The sequence below is a fragment of the Psychrobacillus sp. INOP01 genome, from assembly GCF_018140925.1.
Taxonomy (GTDB): Bacteria; Bacillota; Bacilli; order Bacillales_A; family Planococcaceae; genus Psychrobacillus.
This window is the reverse complement of record NZ_CP073315.1, coordinates 802,760-817,643: the sequence shown is the minus strand read 5'-3', so window position 1 is coordinate 817,643 and position 14,884 is coordinate 802,760. Positions and strand designations below refer to the sequence as shown.

General features: G+C 43.1%; 6 protein-coding genes, 20 tRNA genes and 3 rRNA genes. 26 read left to right on the top strand and 3 right to left on the bottom strand.

Annotated elements, in window-relative coordinates:
- Nucleotides 1–6: 6 nt before the first annotated feature.
- The 3 genes from KD050_RS04170 (at nucleotide 7) to KD050_RS04160 (ending at nucleotide 3,922) form a co-directional block, all read left to right on the top strand.
- Nucleotides 7–1,200 carry an ornithine--oxo-acid transaminase gene (locus KD050_RS04170; protein WP_211894980.1) on the top strand — a complete coding sequence of 398 codons (1,194 nt, stop codon included), beginning with the start codon at nucleotides 7–9 and terminating at the stop codon, nucleotides 1,198–1,200.
- Between the two features lie 82 nt (nucleotides 1,201–1,282).
- Entirely contained in the window at nucleotides 1,283–2,527 is a 1,245-nt protein-coding gene (locus tag KD050_RS04165) for a Glu/Leu/Phe/Val family dehydrogenase (RefSeq protein WP_211894979.1), read from the top strand.
- Between the two features lie 231 nt (nucleotides 2,528–2,758).
- Nucleotides 2,759–3,922, top strand: coding sequence for an iron-containing alcohol dehydrogenase (locus KD050_RS04160; protein WP_211894978.1), 1,164 nt, complete (start codon nucleotides 2,759–2,761; stop codon nucleotides 3,920–3,922).
- Between the two features lie 82 nt (nucleotides 3,923–4,004).
- Here the strand turns inward: KD050_RS04160 and KD050_RS04155 are convergent, their stop codons facing one another.
- Both KD050_RS04155 and KD050_RS04150 read right to left on the bottom strand, forming a co-directional pair.
- Nucleotides 4,005–4,994 (bottom strand): cation diffusion facilitator family transporter, encoded by a 990-nt coding sequence (locus KD050_RS04155; protein ID WP_211894977.1) that lies wholly within the window; start codon nucleotides 4,992–4,994, stop codon nucleotides 4,005–4,007.
- Nucleotides 4,995–5,006: 12 nt separating this feature from the next.
- Nucleotides 5,007–5,726, bottom strand: a complete 720-nt coding sequence (locus KD050_RS04150) for an MgtC/SapB family protein (RefSeq protein ID WP_211894976.1) — start codon at nucleotides 5,724–5,726, stop codon at nucleotides 5,007–5,009.
- Between the two features lie 645 nt (nucleotides 5,727–6,371).
- On the opposite strand from KD050_RS04150, the gene KD050_RS04145 reads away from it, so the two are divergent.
- From KD050_RS04145 to KD050_RS04035, 23 genes are all read left to right on the top strand, one after another.
- Nucleotides 6,372–7,925: ribosomal RNA gene (locus KD050_RS04145) — 16S ribosomal RNA — on the top strand.
- A gap of 197 nt (nucleotides 7,926–8,122) precedes the next feature.
- A 23S ribosomal RNA gene (locus KD050_RS04140) occupies nucleotides 8,123–11,051 on the top strand.
- Nucleotides 11,052–11,173: 122 nt separating this feature from the next.
- Nucleotides 11,174–11,289, top strand: a 5S ribosomal RNA gene (gene rrf, locus KD050_RS04135).
- The 16S, 23S and 5S rRNA genes sit together here with 20 tRNA genes alongside, the layout of an rRNA operon.
- Before the next feature lie 25 nt (nucleotides 11,290–11,314).
- A tRNA-Val gene (locus KD050_RS04130) sits at nucleotides 11,315–11,390 on the top strand.
- A 15-nt stretch (nucleotides 11,391–11,405) separates the two neighbouring features.
- Nucleotides 11,406–11,481, top strand: a tRNA-Thr gene (locus tag KD050_RS04125).
- 6 nt (nucleotides 11,482–11,487) lie between these two features.
- Nucleotides 11,488–11,560, top strand: a tRNA-Lys gene (locus tag KD050_RS04120).
- A 23-nt stretch (nucleotides 11,561–11,583) separates the two neighbouring features.
- Nucleotides 11,584–11,668 (top strand) — tRNA-Leu (locus tag KD050_RS04115).
- A gap of 17 nt (nucleotides 11,669–11,685) precedes the next feature.
- Nucleotides 11,686–11,760 (top strand) — tRNA-Gly (locus KD050_RS04110).
- Between the two features lie 15 nt (nucleotides 11,761–11,775).
- Nucleotides 11,776–11,864: transfer RNA gene (locus KD050_RS04105), tRNA-Leu, on the top strand.
- Between the two features lie 16 nt (nucleotides 11,865–11,880).
- A tRNA-Arg gene (locus KD050_RS04100) sits at nucleotides 11,881–11,957 on the top strand.
- 5 nt (nucleotides 11,958–11,962) lie between these two features.
- Nucleotides 11,963–12,039 (top strand) — tRNA-Pro (locus tag KD050_RS04095).
- A 12-nt stretch (nucleotides 12,040–12,051) separates the two neighbouring features.
- A tRNA-Ala gene (locus KD050_RS04090) sits at nucleotides 12,052–12,127 on the top strand.
- Between the two features lie 25 nt (nucleotides 12,128–12,152).
- A tRNA-Met gene (locus KD050_RS04085) sits at nucleotides 12,153–12,226 on the top strand.
- Between the two features lie 6 nt (nucleotides 12,227–12,232).
- Nucleotides 12,233–12,309: transfer RNA gene (locus KD050_RS04080), tRNA-Ile, on the top strand.
- A gap of 10 nt (nucleotides 12,310–12,319) precedes the next feature.
- Nucleotides 12,320–12,412: transfer RNA gene (locus KD050_RS04075), tRNA-Ser, on the top strand.
- 68 nt (nucleotides 12,413–12,480) lie between these two features.
- Nucleotides 12,481–12,555: transfer RNA gene (locus KD050_RS04070), tRNA-Met, on the top strand.
- 3 nt (nucleotides 12,556–12,558) lie between these two features.
- Nucleotides 12,559–12,634: transfer RNA gene (locus KD050_RS04065), tRNA-Asp, on the top strand.
- A 79-nt stretch (nucleotides 12,635–12,713) separates the two neighbouring features.
- A tRNA-Phe gene (locus tag KD050_RS04060) sits at nucleotides 12,714–12,789 on the top strand.
- A 7-nt stretch (nucleotides 12,790–12,796) separates the two neighbouring features.
- Nucleotides 12,797–12,870 (top strand) — tRNA-Gly (locus KD050_RS04055).
- A 5-nt stretch (nucleotides 12,871–12,875) separates the two neighbouring features.
- A tRNA-Ile gene (locus KD050_RS04050) sits at nucleotides 12,876–12,952 on the top strand.
- Between the two features lie 4 nt (nucleotides 12,953–12,956).
- A tRNA-Asn gene (locus KD050_RS04045) sits at nucleotides 12,957–13,031 on the top strand.
- A 7-nt stretch (nucleotides 13,032–13,038) separates the two neighbouring features.
- Nucleotides 13,039–13,129, top strand: a tRNA-Ser gene (locus KD050_RS04040).
- A 6-nt stretch (nucleotides 13,130–13,135) separates the two neighbouring features.
- Nucleotides 13,136–13,207 (top strand) — tRNA-Glu (locus KD050_RS04035).
- A gap of 616 nt (nucleotides 13,208–13,823) precedes the next feature.
- Here KD050_RS04035 and KD050_RS04030 read toward each other — a convergent pair.
- Entirely contained in the window at nucleotides 13,824–14,735 is a 912-nt protein-coding gene (locus KD050_RS04030; RefSeq protein WP_211894975.1) for a 1,4-dihydroxy-2-naphthoate polyprenyltransferase, read from the bottom strand.
- Between the last annotated feature and the right edge of the window lie 149 nt (nucleotides 14,736–14,884).

The following is a 14,884-nucleotide window of genomic DNA, read 5'->3' as shown; positions in this document are numbered from 1 at the left end:
GTATGAATGACTATTTCATCACAAGTGATCGAACAAACGGATAAATTTGGTGCGAACAATTATAACCCACTTCCAATAGTAGTGTCAGAAGCTGAAGGAGTTTGGGTAAAAGATCCCGAAGGCAACAAATACATGGATATGCTTTCTGCATACTCAGCAGTAAACCAAGGACATCGTCATCCAAAAATTATTCAAGCATTGAAAGACCAAGCGGATCGTGTAACTCTAACTTCTCGTGCATTCCACAATGACCAACTTGGTCCTTGGTATGAAAAAGTTAGTGAATTAACAGGAAAAGAAATGGTATTACCGATGAACACTGGTGCTGAAGCTGTTGAAACTGCATTTAAAGCAGCTCGCAGATGGGCATATGATGTTAAAGGCGTAGAAGCAGACCAAGCAGAAATAATTGCTTGTAACGGAAACTTCCACGGCCGTACTATGGGAGCTGTTTCACTTTCGTCTGATCCTGAGTACAAACGTGGATTCGGACCAATGCTTCCTGGAATTAAATTAATCCCATACGGTGATTTAGAAGCACTAAAGGCTGCAATTACACCTAACACAGCTGCATTTATAATCGAGCCAATACAAGGGGAAGCTGGAATTATTATTCCTCCTGCAGGTTTCATGAAAGCAGCACTTGAATTATGTCGTGAAAATAACGTGTTATTTATCGCTGACGAAATCCAAGCTGGTTTATGCCGTACTGGTAAAATGTTCGCATGTGAGTGGGAAGAAGTAGAGCCAGACATGTATATTTTAGGAAAAGCATTAGGTGGCGGAGTATTCCCAATCTCATGTATTGTTGCAAATAAAGAAATTCTGAGCGTATTTAACCCAGGTTCTCATGGTTCTACATTTGGTGGTAACCCAATGGCTTGTGCAGTTTCTTTAGCAGCATTAGACGTATTAGTGGATGAAAAATTAGCCGATCGCTCTTTAGAATTAGGTAATTATTTCATGGATGCGTTAAAAGAAATTAAAAATCCTTCTATTAAAGACGTTCGTGGTCGAGGATTATTTATAGGAATGGAATTAACAGAAGAAGCACGTCCATTCTGTGAAGATTTAAAAGAACTAGGATTATTATGTAAAGAAACACATGATACAGTAATTCGTTTTGCTCCACCTCTAATCATTTCAAAAGAAGAGTTAGATTGGGCTATCGAAAGAATTCAAAAAGTATTCAATAAATAATAATTATTAGAGAAATATCAACAATTCTATGTTACAATGATTCCGAAGAAATAATAATAAATTAAAGAGGCGAAAATATAAAATGGCTGAAAATTTAAACCTGTTCACATCAACTCAGGCGGTTATTAAAGAGGCTCTGCACAAACTAGGATATGACGAAGCAATGTATGACTTATTGAAAGAACCGTTACGTATGCTAGAAGTCCGAATTCCAGTACGTATGGATGACAATACAGTGAAAGTTTTCACTGGATACCGTTCACAACATAATGATGCTGTTGGACCTACAAAAGGCGGAGTACGTTTCCATCCAGGTGTAACACCAGATGAAATGAAAGCTCTTTCTATGTGGATGACATTAAAAGCTGGTATTGTTGACCTTCCTTATGGTGGAGGTAAAGGTGGAGTTATTTGTGATCCACGTGAAATGTCAATGGGAGAAATAGAACGTCTAAGTCGTGGATATGTACGTGCTGTTGGACAAATCGTTGGACCGACAAAAGACATTCCTGCTCCAGACGTATTTACAAATGCTCAAATCATGGCATGGATGATGGATGAATACAGTCGTATGGACCAATTCAATTCACCTGGCTTCATCACTGGTAAACCACTAGTACTTGGTGGTTCACAAGGGCGCGATCGTGCAACTGCTCAAGGTGTTACAATTATCATCAATGAAGCAGCAAAAAAACGTGATATTGATATGCAAGGTGCACGCGTTGTTATCCAAGGCTTTGGTAATGCAGGAAGCTTTCTAGCTAAGTTTTTAAGTGACCAAGGTGCAAAAGTTATTGCTATTTCCGATGCATACGGGGCTTTACATGATCCAAATGGTTTAGACATTGACTATCTATTAGATCGTCGTGATAGCTTTGGTACTGTAACAACTCTATTTGAAAATACGATTTCTAACCAAGAATTATTAGAATTGGAATGTGATATTTTAGTTCCAGCTGCTATTGAAAACCAAATTACCGCGGAAAACGCACATAATATTAAAGCGAAGATCGTAGTAGAGGCTGCAAATGGTCCAACTACTACAGAAGGTACTAAAATCCTTTATGATAGAGGAGTTCTATTAGTGCCTGACGTTTTAGCTAGTGCTGGTGGAGTAACTGTTTCATATTTTGAATGGGTTCAAAATAACCAAGGTTACTACTGGACAGAAGATGAAGTGGATGAAAAACTAGTGAAGAAAATGGTAGAAGCATTCCAAAACATTTACGAAGTTGCAACAACTCGTAATATTGATATGCGTCTAGCTGCTTATATGGTAGGTGTACGTAAAACTGCAGAAGCATCACGTTTCCGTGGTTGGGTATAAAGTGAAACTTCCGTTAAAGGGAGCTTCATCCCCTATTGATGGTTAGTTGAACCAATCGGGGATCTACAGGCTGTTTGGCCACGTATAATCTTTCGAGTTTATCTCGCAGAAGTTTATGTGGATGTTTACAGCCTGTTAAACCGGTATAAAAGTTAATAGTAAGGTGATCCGCTTGTATTTTACAAGCGGTTTTTTTATTATTAAGAAAGTATGGATAGAGGAGGATGTTAGATGAACGCTTTTTCATTTTATAACCCTGTGAAATTGATATTTGGTAAAGATCAAATTAGCAAATTAAAAGGGGAGTTATCTTCCTATGGAAAGAAAGTCCTTGTCGTATACGGTGGAGGTAGTATCAAGAAAAATGGTTTATACGATAGTGTTATGACTGAATTGAATGATGCCAAAATGGAAGTTTTTGAGTTAGCGGGTGTTGAACCTAACCCTAGACTATCGACAGCTAAAAGAGGGGCAGAAATTTGTAAAAAAGAAGGAATTGACGTTTTACTAGCAGTAGGTGGAGGTTCCGTGATTGACTGCACTAAACTTATCGCTGTTGCGGCTAAATACGACGGAGATCCTTGGGATTTTGTAACCCGTAAAGCAGTTCCACAAGAAGCATTGCCTTTTGGAACTATATTAACTCTTGCAGCAACCGGTTCAGAGATGAATTCCGGATCTGTAATTACTAATGAAGAAACTTTAGAAAAATACGGTTGGGGAAGTCCTTTAGTTTATCCTAAGTTCTCCATATTAGATCCAGTGAACACGTTTACTGTTCCCCTTGATCAAACTGTATACGGAATAGTTGATATGATGTCTCATATGTTTGAGCAATACTACAACAATGCAACAAATACACCAGTTCAAGACGAAATGATAGAAGGAACTCTTCGTGCAGTTATAGAAGTAGGACCAAAACTCATCAATGACCTAACAAACTATGATCATCGGGAAACTATACTGTTTGCGGGGACTATAGGTTTAAATGGCTTCTTGCAAATGGGTTATAACGGTGACTGGGCAAGTCATAATTTAGAGCATGCAATTTCTGCTGTGTATGATATTCCACATGGTGGAGGATTGGCTATCGTTTTTCCTAGATGGATGCGTCATAATGTAAAAGTAAATCCACAGCGTTTTGCTAAACTTGCAACTAAGGTCTTTAAAGTGGATTCTGAAGGGAAATCTATAGAAGAAGTGGCTTTTGAAGGAATTGATCGCTTAGAAGAGTTTTGGAAGTCATTGAATGCTCCATCCAAATTAGCGGACTACAATATAGATGATAGCAAAATTGATTTGATGGTAGAAAAAGCAATGGTTTATGGAGAATACGGTAATTTCCATAAGTTAAATGAAGATGACACTAAATCAATTCTAACTGCTTGTCTGTAATAGCACGAATACAAAAAACCACATGACGGAATTCGTCATGTGGTTTTTTAATTAATAATTTTGATAAATGTTTCGCATAACATTATTCACGTGTTTTTAATACGGTACGTTGATCCTTATGTTGGGTCCATGTTCTGATTCCATCATCCTCATCAAATGAGATTGTAATATCCGTAACTCCTTGTTGAGTTAAAATCAGCTCTTTTATATTATCGCGAATATCGTCCACCTCAGCGAAGGTATATTGAGGATCAATCTCTATGATTATTTCAACATGGAGATATTCACCTTCTTTTATAACCTCAAGCTTTTGGATATCTTTTACATGTTCGTTTTCAGATACAATATGAGCTATATGGACAAGCATTTGTTCATCCGTTTCCCCTAAAGCACCTCTAGCGTTATCTAGGAAGACTTTCCCTACTACATAGAACATCATTATACCAATCATAATAGAAGCAATACCCTCTGCTTGTAAAAAACCTGTGAAGTGGGAAATTAGAACAGCCACAAATGCTAAGATCCCACCTGCTGTCGCTACTAAATCTTCCATAAAAACAAGCTTTGTAGCAGGTTTAGCTCTACTCAAGTTAGCGAAACTTGTTGTTAATGGGGATAGAAGGGTCCCTTTAATACCAACTTCATGCAAAATTTCTTTCCCAGCCTTGTACAGAACAATAAATTCTAACACAATGGCAATTGCAAGTACGCTGAGTGTGATTGCTACACCTGTAGATTCGGTTGGATGTTGAATATGGTGCCAACCTTCTATAATAGTCTCGTAAGATAAAATACCAACAATAATTACAGCACCTAAACAAACGAGGTTTACTAAGCGTCCAAAACCATTTGGAAATCTTGGTGTTGGTGCTTTCTTAGACAATGATGAACCGATGTAAACGAAGAATTGGTTTGCTGCATCACCAATGGAGTGCATCATTTCTGCAAACATTGCTACATTTCCAGTAAAGAAAAAAGCCCCACCTTTTAATAAGGCTATAATTGTATTTACAATTGCTGCTAATAAAGAGGGTTTGTTACCGTCTTTTAATAACTTGAATAATTCTCCCATATGATTGCTCCTTTAAATGGACTCTACCTCTACCGATTCAATAAAATTTTGTTTTTTTATCGTAGCGTAGAATTCAGCGGTATTTTTTTTAGTAATTATGGATAATCTCATATCCATTTCGTGTTTAACCGTATTATTGTCTAAAGTGACGTCTTTAATGCGGATGCTTTCTATATAAACACCGCTTCCTTGTAAAAAGTCATATACTTTAGGAATACTTTCTGGATTTCCTACCAAAACTGTAAGAGATAATTCCTTTGATCTCAATCGTTTTGGACCTATTTTAGTGAGAAGTGGAGGGATCAACTCAATTCCCACTATTACAATAATTACACTAAGTACTGATTCAACATAAAACCCTGCACCAACAGCTATTCCTATCCCGCCAGCTCCCCAAATCATAGCGGCGGTTGTTAAGCCAGTAATACTATCATTTCCTTTACGTAATATAACTCCAGCTCCGAGAAAACCTATTCCACTCACTATTTGTGCTGCTAAACGCAATGGATCCATCGTAATATTTATAGCGTCATTTGGAGCAGCTTTATAAGCAGCTTCAATGGATATGTAGGTTAGTAGGCAGCTAAATGTAGCAATTACTATACTTGTCTTTAATCCAATCGGTTTCTTTTTTAGTTCCCTTTCTATACCTATTATTAAACTTAATAATGCTGCGAAAATTAATTTAAATATGATTTCAGTATAATCATTAAGGTAGTTTAGCCATTCCATCAAAAATTCCTCCTTCATTTCATTTGCAGTATTGAGGACTTTTATATTTATTATCTTCTATATAATGCCCTCATTCATGGAATAGCATAGTTTGGTAGATTTGTTTCTCTTATTATAAGGATAGAGGTAGGTAAAATAAAGCGCTGTTGTATTCGTTGTTTTAAGATATAAGAGGTTTTCTATTACTCAAACTAATAATTCTCTTGTGCCTTGAATGGATTGATAATTTGATTTACCAAGTTAACAAGGGACCATAAGAATGGATAGATACCTAGTTGGTTATATCGAATAATGTAAATCTATTCTATACAGATACAAGTAATTCAAGAGTTTAGTAGGTATTTTAAGTTTTTTTATAAAAAAGGGTTGCTTTTTATTTCTAAACGTTGTATATTAATACTTGTCCTTCGGAACGAGATACAAACAACTTGAAAAACTTCAAAAAAAATGTTTGACATCAAATCTGAAATAAGTTATACTAATAAAGTCGTCAAAACGACTTGAACAACATGAACATTGAAAACTGAACATGCAAAACGTTAAGACATACAGCTTATCAACTAACTTAGTTAGTTTGATAGCAAAACAATTTTGACATCATTTAATGATGATGCCAGCAAAATAAATGAGCTTTTTAAGTTCTCTATTATGGAGAGTTTGATCCTGGCTCAGGACGAACGCTGGCGGCATGCCTAATACATGCAAGTCGAGCGAATGACGAAGAAGCTTGCTTCTTCTGATTTAGCGGCGGACGGGTGAGTAACACGTGGGCAACCTGCCCTGTAGATTGGGATAACTCCGGGAAACCGGGGCTAATACCGAATAATCCATTTCCTCACATGGGGAGATGTTAAAAGATGGTTTCGGCTGTCACTACAGGATGGGCCCGCGGCGCATTAGCTAGTTGGTGAGGTAACGGCTCACCAAGGCGACGATGCGTAGCCGACCTGAGAGGGTGATCGGCCACACTGGGACTGAGACACGGCCCAGACTCCTACGGGAGGCAGCAGTAGGGAATCTTCCACAATGGACGAAAGTCTGATGGAGCAATGCCGCGTGAGTGAAGAAGGTTTTCGGATCGTAAAACTCTGTTGTGAGGGAAGAACAAGTACGAGAGTAACTGCTCGTACCTTGACGGTACCTCATTAGAAAGCCACGGCTAACTACGTGCCAGCAGCCGCGGTAATACGTAGGTGGCAAGCGTTGTCCGGAATTATTGGGCGTAAAGCGCGCGCAGGCGGTCCTTTAAGTCTGATGTGAAATCCCACGGCTCAACCGTGGAAGGTCATTGGAAACTGGGGGACTTGAGTACAGAAGAGGAAAGCGGAATTCCAAGTGTAGCGGTGAAATGCGTAGAGATTTGGAGGAACACCAGTGGCGAAGGCGGCTTTCTGGTCTGTAACTGACGCTGAGGCGCGAAAGCGTGGGGAGCAAACAGGATTAGATACCCTGGTAGTCCACGCCGTAAACGATGAGTGCTAAGTGTTAGGGGGTTTCCGCCCCTTAGTGCTGCAGCTAACGCATTAAGCACTCCGCCTGGGGAGTACGGTCGCAAGACTGAAACTCAAAGGAATTGACGGGGGCCCGCACAAGCGGTGGAGCATGTGGTTTAATTCGAAGCAACGCGAAGAACCTTACCAGGTCTTGACATCCCGCTGACCGGTCTAGAGATAGGCTTTTCCCTTCGGGGACAGCGGTGACAGGTGGTGCATGGTTGTCGTCAGCTCGTGTCGTGAGATGTTGGGTTAAGTCCCGCAACGAGCGCAACCCTTGATCTTAGTTGCCAGCATTCAGTTGGGCACTCTAAGGTGACTGCCGGTGATAAACCGGAGGAAGGTGGGGATGACGTCAAATCATCATGCCCCTTATGACCTGGGCTACACACGTGCTACAATGGACGGTACAGAGGGTCGCAACCCCGCGAGGGTGAGCAAATCCCATAAAACCGTTCTCAGTTCGGATTGTAGGCTGCAACTCGCCTACATGAAGCCGGAATCGCTAGTAATCGTGGATCAGCATGCCACGGTGAATACGTTCCCGGGCCTTGTACACACCGCCCGTCACACCACGAGAGTTTGTAACACCCGAAGTCGGTGGGGTAACCCTTACGGGAGCCAGCCGCCGAAGGTGGGACAGATGATTGGGGTGAAGTCGTAACAAGGTAGCCGTATCGGAAGGTGCGGCTGGATCACCTCCTTTCTAAGGATAATATCGGAATACAGATCTTTATCTGTATCTTAACGTTTTGCAGTTCAGTTTTGAATGTTCATTTTTATATGAAGATTCGATACTTGTTCTTTGAAAACTGGATAAAACGACATTGAAACAATAAACAACAAGAAATTCAAGTTGTGGTTACTTCGGTAATCATGATGTGTAAGACTTTTTAACTTTTAGGTTAAGTTAATAAGGGCGCACGGTGAATGCCTTGGCACTAGGAGTCGACGAAGGACGGCACTAACACCGATATGCTTCGGGGAGCTGTAAGTGAGCTTTGATCCGGAGATTTCCGAATGGGGAAACCCACTGTTCGTAATGGAGCAGTACATTTGCGTGAATACATAGCGCATCTGAGACACACCCAGGGAACTGAAACATCTAAGTACCTGGAGGAAGAGAAAGAAAAATCGATTCCCTGAGTAGCGGCGAGCGAAACGGGAATAGCCCAAACCAAGAGGCTTGCCTCTTGGGGTTGTAGGACACTCTACATAGAGTTACAAAGGAATGAGTTAGACGAAGCGATCTGGAAAGGTCCGCAGGATAGGGTAAAAGCCCCGTAGTCCAAAATTCATTCTCTCTTGAGTGTATCCTGAGTACGGCGGAACACGTGAAATTCCGTCGGAATCTGGGAGGACCATCTCCCAAGGCTAAATACTACCTAGTGACCGATAGTGAACCAGTACCGTGAGGGAAAGGTGAAAAGCACCCCGGAAGGGGAGTGAAATAGATCCTGAAACCGTGTGCCTACAAGTAGTTAGAGCCCGTTAATGGGTGATAGCGTGCCTTTTGTAGAATGAACCGGCGAGTTACGATTACATGCAAGGTTAAGTTGAGAAGACGGAGCCGCAGCGAAAGCGAGTCTGAATAGGGCGAATGAGTATGTGGTCGTAGACCCGAAACCAGGTGATCTACCCATGTCCAGGATGAAGGTAAGGTAACACTTACTGGAGGTCCGAACCCACGCACGTTGAAAAGTGCGGGGATGAGGTGTGGGTAGCGGAGAAATTCCAATCGAACCTGGAGATAGCTGGTTCTCTCCGAAATAGCTTTAGGGCTAGCCTCAAACGTTAGAATCTTGGAGGTAGAGCACTGTTTGGACTAGGGGCCCATCCCGGGTTACCGAATTCAGACAAACTCCGAATGCCAATGATTTATGTTTGGGAGTCAGACTGCGAGTGATAAGATCCGTAGTCAAGAGGGAAACAGCCCAGACCACCAGCTAAGGTCCCAAAGTATTTGTTAAGTGGAAAAGGATGTGGCGTTGCTTAGACAACCAGGATGTTGGCTTAGAAGCAGCCATCATTTAAAGAGTGCGTAATAGCTCACTGGTCGAGTGACGCTGCGCCGAAAATGTATCGGGGCTAAACAAATCACCGAAGCTGTGGATTGATACCTTTGGTATCAGTGGTAGGAGAGCGTTCTAAGGGCGTTGAAGTCAGACCGGAAGGACTGGTGGAGCGCTTAGAAGTGAGAATGCCGGTATGAGTAGCGAAAGACGGGTGAGAATCCCGTCCACCGTATGACTAAGGTTTCCTGAGGAAGGCTCGTCCGCTCAGGGTTAGTCGGGACCTAAGCCGAGGCCGATAGGCGTAGGCGATGGATAACAGGTTGATATTCCTGTACCACCAAACCACCGTTTGAGTAATGGGGGGACGCAGAAGGATAGGGTAAGCATGCTGTTGGTTATGCATGTCCAAGCAGTAAGGTGTGAATGTAGGCAAATCCGCATTCTGTAACATTGAGCTGTGATGGCGAGGACGTATGTCCGGAGTTCCTGATTTCACACTGCCAAGAAAAGCCTCTAGCGAGGTGATAGGTGCCCGTACCGCAAACCGACACAGGTAGTCGAGGAGAGAATCCTAAGGTGAGCGAGAGAACTCTCGTTAAGGAACTCGGCAAAATGACCCCGTAACTTCGGGAGAAGGGGTGCTCTTTTGGGTGCATAGCCTAGAAGAGCCGCAGTGAATAGGCCCAGGCGACTGTTTAGCAAAAACACAGGTCTCTGCAAAACCGTAAGGTGAAGTATAGGGGCTGACGCCTGCCCGGTGCTGGAAGGTTAAGAGGAGTGCTTAGCGCAAGCGAAGGTGCGAATTGAAGCCCCAGTAAACGGCGGCCGTAACTATAACGGTCCTAAGGTAGCGAAATTCCTTGTCGGGTAAGTTCCGACCCGCACGAAAGGCGTAACGATCTGGGCACTGTCTCAACGAGAGACTCGGTGAAATTATAGTACCTGTGAAGATGCAGGTTACCCGCGACAGGACGGAAAGACCCCGTGGAGCTTTACTATAGCTTGATATTGAATTTTGGTGCAACTTGTACAGGATAGGCAGGAGCCTTAGAGCCCGGAGCGCCAGCTTCGGAGGAGGCGTCGGTGGGATACTGCCCTGGTTGTATTGAAATTCTAACCCATACCCGTAACCCGGGTAGGAGACAGTGTCAGGCGGGTAGTTTGACTGGGGCGGTCGCCTCCTAAAGTGTAACGGAGGCGCCCAAAGGTTCCCTCAGAATGGTTGGAAATCATTCGAAGAGTGTAAAGGCAGAAGGGAGCTTGACTGCGAGACCTACAAGTCGAGCAGGGTCGAAAGACGGGCTTAGTGATCCGGTGGTTCCGCATGGAAGGGCCATCGCTCAACGGATAAAAGCTACCCCGGGGATAACAGGCTTATCTCCCCCAAGAGTCCACATCGACGGGGAGGTTTGGCACCTCGATGTCGGCTCATCGCATCCTGGGGCTGTAGTCGGTCCCAAGGGTTGGGCTGTTCGCCCATTAAAGCGGTACGCGAGCTGGGTTCAGAACGTCGTGAGACAGTTCGGTCCCTATCCGTCGTGGGCGTAGGAAATTTGAGAGGAGCTGTCCTTAGTACGAGAGGACCGGGATGGACACACCGCTGGTGTACCAGTTGTTCTGCCAAGAGCATCGCTGGGTAGCTATGTGTGGACGGGATAAGTGCTGAAAGCATCTAAGCACGAAGCCCCCCTCAAGATGAGATTTCCCATTACGCAAGTAAGTAAGATCCCTCAAAGACGATGAGGTAGATAGGTTCGGGGTGGAAGCGTGGCGACACGTGCAGCTGACGAATACTAATCGATCGAGGACTTAACCAAATTTGTTTAACGTAACAATGTCGTTTATCCAGTTTTGAAAGAATAAAAATTTTTATTAAATAACTCTTGTAATATTCTACAGAGTTGTTATAATAAAACTTGTCTTTCATTAATTATTCAGGTCTAGTGATGATGGCAAAGAGGTCACACCCGTTCCCATACCGAACACGGAAGTTAAGCTCTTTTGCGCCGATGGTAGTTGGGGGTTTCCCCCTGTGAGAGTAGGACGTCGCTGGGCTTGCAATAAATACATAAATTACCCAGGAGGATTAGCTCAGCTGGGAGAGCATCTGCCTTACAAGCAGAGGGTCGGCGGTTCGAGCCCGTCATCCTCCACCATAATACTTTACTCCTGCCGGAGTAGCTCAACTGGTAGAGCAACTGACTTGTAATCAGTAGGTTGAGGGTTCAAGTCCTTTCTCCGGCACCATTTTCCGAGCCATTAGCTCAGTTGGTAGAGCATCTGACTTTTAATCAGAGGGTCGTAGGTTCGAATCCTACATGGCTCATCACTTTATAGTGAATTATGTAGGCGGGTGTGGCGGAACTGGCAGACGCACTAGACTTAGGATCTAGCGCCGCAAGGCGTGGGGGTTCGACTCCCTTCACCCGCACCATTTAATTTAATGACCGAGCGGAAGTAGTTCAGTGGTAGAACACCACCTTGCCAAGGTGGGGGTCGCGAGTTCGAACCTCGTCTTCCGCTCCAAAGATTCACTAAAGTGCCGGGGTGGCGGAACTGGCAGACGCACAGGACTTAAAATCCTGCGGTAGGTGACTACCGTACCGGTTCGATTCCGGTCCTCGGCACCACTTTTATGAAACATATGCGCTCGTAGCTCAATTGGATAGAGCACTTGACTACGAATCAAGAGGTTGCAGGTTCGAGTCCTGCCGAGCGCACCATATAACGGGAAGTAGCTCAGCTTGGTAGAGCACTTGGTTTGGGACCAAGGGGTCGCAGGTTCGAATCCTGTCTTCCCGACCAGTTATTATTTTTGGGGCCTTAGCTCAGCTGGGAGAGCGCCTGCCTTGCACGCAGGAGGTCAGCGGTTCGATCCCGCTAGGCTCCACCATTTATAAAAATTTTGAAATAATCTTGGCGGTGTAGCTCAGCTGGCTAGAGCACTCGGTTCATACCCGAAAGGTCGTGGGTTCGACTCCCTCTGCCGCCATCTTAAGGACCTTTAGCTCAGTTGGTTAGAGCAGACGGCTCATAACCGTCCGGTCGCAGGTTCGAGTCCTGCAAGGTCCACCAACAATATCTTGGAGGAATACCCAAGTCTGGCTGAAGGGATCGGTCTTGAAAACCGACAGGCGGGTCATACCGCGCGGGGGTTCGAATCCCTCTTCCTCCTCCATTTTCATCTTATTGTTTGTGGAAGTAATAATTTTTCCTTAAGTATATTAACAAAAAGTATTTTATTGTCGCGGGGTGGAGCAGTGGTAGCTCGTCGGGCTCATAACCCGAAGGTCGCAGGTTCAAATCCTGTCCCCGCAACCAAATGGTCCCGTGGTGTAGCGGTTAACATGCCTGCCTGTCACGCAGGAGATCGCCGGTTCGATCCCGGTCGGGACCGCCATTTATTTATATAAGATTTAAACCTTATACATATTAATTAGAGATTTAGAATAAGCCAAAAGCTTAGTATAAATCCAAGAGGCTCAGTAGCTCAGTCGGTAGAGCAAAGGACTGAAAATCCTTGTGTCGGCGGTTCGATTCCGTCCTGAGCCACCATAGTAATGCGGGTGTAGTTTAGTGGTAAAACCTCAGCCTTCCAAGCTGATGATGAGAGTTCGATTCTCTTCACCCGCTCCAATAATGGGCCTATAGCTCAGCTGGTTAGAGCGCACGCCTGATAAGCGTGAGGTCGATGGTTCGAGTCCATTTAGGCCCACCATTATTCCGAAGTAGCTCAGTGGTAGAGCAATCGACTGTTAATCGATTGGTCGTAGGTTCGAGTCCTACCTTCGGAGCCATATATATGGGGAAGTACTCAAGTGGCTGAAGAGGCGCCCCTGCTAAGGGTGTAGGTCGGGCAACCGGCGCGAGGGTTCAAATCCCTCCTTCTCCGCCATATATAGGCCCCTTGGTCAAGCGGTTAAGACACCGCCCTTTCACGGCGGTAACACGGGTTCGAATCCCGTAGGGGTCATACTCAAAAAAGGTAACCATTCATTGGTTACCTTTTTTTATATTTGCATTTCATTACTATTAACTTTTTCTGCTGTTATACATAGGCACTTACACTTTCCTAGAAAAATAAGAAAGTATATGGAATATCATGCTACTAACCGATTGTTGGTAATACTTTAAAGAATTAAACGATACCGTTGATTTCCGTTTAGGTAAAGGTGAGACCGAAATTGTATCATCGGAGGCCCGCACGATGCGGGTAAGGCAGTCGTAGCGATACGATGTCGCGTACTTAGACTGTCATCCTCATTAAAAGGTAGGAATGAGTTTTTCCCTTCTTCCCAAAAGCTGTACTAACCTAGTTCCTAAAGTTGAAGGAGGGCAACGGACAGATAAACGCTATAAAATTACCGAAAAAAGAAATGCTGGTTGTGACGGTAGCCACGACCAGCATCTCTAAAAAATCAGTCGGTATTAATATAGTAACAAGTCTGGCCAAGGCCCTCCGAAAACCAGGGCACTTCCACTTTCTAAGTAAAATATGTGATGTAGACAGAAAACTAGTTTTGCGTACATTGTATAAACAAAAACAGATGAGAAGGTAAATAACTTCTCATCTGTTTTTGTTTAAACTGTTATAGATAATAGCCAATCAGTAAACCAATGCCTAATAGAAATACAAAAATCGTATTTGTGAGTGCGGTGTCTTTCATAGCTGGTGCTACTTGAACTGGATTTTCTGTTTGTTTAAACAATTTTATAGCATGTATTGGTTTTTTCAGACTTAATAAAACCAATAAACTCCACGGAGTGATTACTTGCAAAACTACTAGACCAATAATCCAAAGATAAGATAAAACAAAATAAGAAGCTAAAATGGTAATGGCGTTTTTCCGACCTACTAATATAGCCATCGTTTTTCGGCCACCTGCAGTGTCTTCTACTAAATCGCGAATATTATTAGAAAGCATTATCGCAGCAACAAGAAGGGCACTTGGTACAGATAATAAAACTGCAAATAATGGTACTGAACCTACTTGAATATAAACAGCAATTAAAACAATAAGCATCCCCATGAACAATCCACTAAATAGTTCTCCAAAGGGAGTACTAGAAATAGGATAGGGACCACCTGTGTAGAAATATCCCACTGCCATAGAAACTGCACCGACTACTAACAATAGCCAAGAGCTTTCATAACAAATATAGATTCCTAATACGGCTGCTATTAAATATAGTAATAGAGCTAATTGCATAACAGTTTTGGGTTTTACACCATTACGGACAATTGCTCCACCGATTCCTACCGATTCCTCGCTATCGAGACCTCGTACAAAATCATAATATTCGTTAAACATATTTGTAGCAGCTTGTATCAATAGACAAGCTAATAACATAGCGATAAATAATAGCCAGTCAATCTTTGCCTCGTATAGGGCAATCATTGTGCCAAGAAAAACTGGTGCAAATGAGGCAGTTAGGGTATGTGGTCTTGTTAATTTCCACCAAACGCGCCACCCTTTGTCTGCTTGAAATTCGTGTGACATAATTTTTCTCTCCTTTAAAAGAATCCAATCTCAATTTTAGCATAAACTTATGACTAAATGTGTGCTGAAATGTGTAGAAAGTTGTATGATTAAGGGTAGAGTAAATTAATCAACCTAGATGTAAGAGTAGTTACTAAACGGAGGTCATA

Bases quoted from the DNA above. Each gene is read 5' to 3' on its own strand.
- KD050_RS04170 (WP_211894980.1), top strand. From the start codon at position 7: ATGACTATTTCATCACAAGTGATCGAACAAACGGATAAATTTGGTGCG.
- KD050_RS04165 (WP_211894979.1), top strand. From the start codon at position 1,283: ATGGCTGAAAATTTAAACCTGTTCACATCAACTCAGGCGGTTATTAAA.
- KD050_RS04160 (WP_211894978.1), top strand. From the start codon at position 2,759: ATGAACGCTTTTTCATTTTATAACCCTGTGAAATTGATATTTGGTAAA.
- KD050_RS04155 (WP_211894977.1), bottom strand. From the start codon at position 4,994: ATGGGAGAATTATTCAAGTTATTAAAAGACGGTAACAAACCCTCTTTA.
- KD050_RS04150 (WP_211894976.1), bottom strand. From the start codon at position 5,726: ATGGAATGGCTAAACTACCTTAATGATTATACTGAAATCATATTTAAA.
- KD050_RS04030 (WP_211894975.1), bottom strand. From the start codon at position 14,735: ATGTCACACGAATTTCAAGCAGACAAAGGGTGGCGCGTTTGGTGGAAA.